The organism is Halorubrum yunnanense (assembly GCF_026586675.1).
Classification (GTDB): Archaea; Halobacteriota; Halobacteria; order Halobacteriales; family Haloferacaceae; genus Halorubrum; species Halorubrum yunnanense.
Map to the genome: position 1 here is coordinate 1 of NZ_JAODIX010000113.1, position 1,341 is coordinate 1,341.

Here is a 1,341-nt window from a genome sequence, read left to right on the forward strand (position 1 = left end):
CGCTGCTGGATCAGATCGCTCTATTCAGGCATTTCTCGAACGGTTTGTCGAAATGGCTGACTGTGACGAACTCGCTTATCCAACCTTCCACGGCTGGTTTTCACCCGCGTTCGTTGCACTCCTGCGAGAGATTCTCGATGACGCCATCGAGAATCTCGAACCGGGACAAACCGACCTCAGCGGACGTCTCGAACGCTTTCGAGACGTCCTCATTGTTGACGCTTCTATCATCACACTCTACCAAGACGCTACAGACGTCTACGCAGCGACTGGCGAAGATCAAGCTGGCGTGAAGCTTCACCTCACAGAATCACTCTCAACCGGACTTCCTACGCGTTTTCAAACGACTGACGCCAAAACGCAGGAACGGAGCCAGCTACCCACCGGTGAGTGGGTAGCTGGCGCACTCGTCTTACTCGATCTCGGCTTCTACGACTTCTGGTTGTTCGACCGTATCGATCAAAACGACGGCTGGTTCATCTCACGGGTCAAAGATGACGCAAACTTCGAGATCGTCGAAGAGCTTCGCACATGGCGGGGAAACAGTATTCCACTCGAAGGCGAGTCGCTGCAGGACGTCCTTGACGACCTGCAGCGACAGGAGATCGACGCTCGGATTACCCTCTCATTCGACCGCAAGCGAGGGTCGGGCGTCAGCACGACCCGAACGTTCCGGCTCGTCGGTGTGCTCAACGAGGACAGCGATGAGTACCATCTCTACCTAACGAATCTTGCCAGAGACAACTACCACGCGCCCGATATCGCACAGCTCTATCGGGCGCGCTGGGAGATTGAGCTGCTGTTCAAGGAACTCAAATCGCGCTTCGGTCTCGATGAGATCAATACGACAGATCCCTACATCATCGAAGCGCTGATCATCGTAGCGGCGCTCTCGCTGCTGATGAGCCGCGTTATCGTGGATGAACTCCGCAAATTAGACGCAAAGCGGCAGGGGAGCGACGACGACGCGGCCGCGTCGTCGACGCGTCTTCCACGTCGTCGGTGTTCTCACGCGCTCGAACGTCACGCACACCTAGTCCAGCTGTACCTGATGCTGGATCTCGGGTATGAACTGCCAGATCTCGACGAATTGCTGTTGTGGTCGTCACGAGATCCAAATCCACATCGAGCAAGATTACGTGAGCAGGTTGAGTCAGGCGAGTTCTGGTAGAAACTCGCCTGACAAGCCGGTTAGCTCAGAGGTAGGTAGTAGCGACAGCTCTGGATCGGCGACGCACTCACCGGAGTGAGTGCGCCGCCTTCAGAGAGTGACACAGATCTCAGCATCCGAGACAGAAGAACATCCGTTCAGTTCTCCGATCACGCTTCATTAGCGATTCG

General features: G+C 55.8%; 1 protein-coding gene. It reads left to right on the forward strand.

The window, feature by feature from the left end; translation table 11 throughout:
- The coding region (locus N5096_RS16125) for an IS4 family transposase (RefSeq protein WP_267665802.1) at window positions 1–1,171 on the forward strand (1,171 nt) is incomplete at its 5' end.
- Window positions 1,172–1,341: the final 170 nt, after the last annotated feature.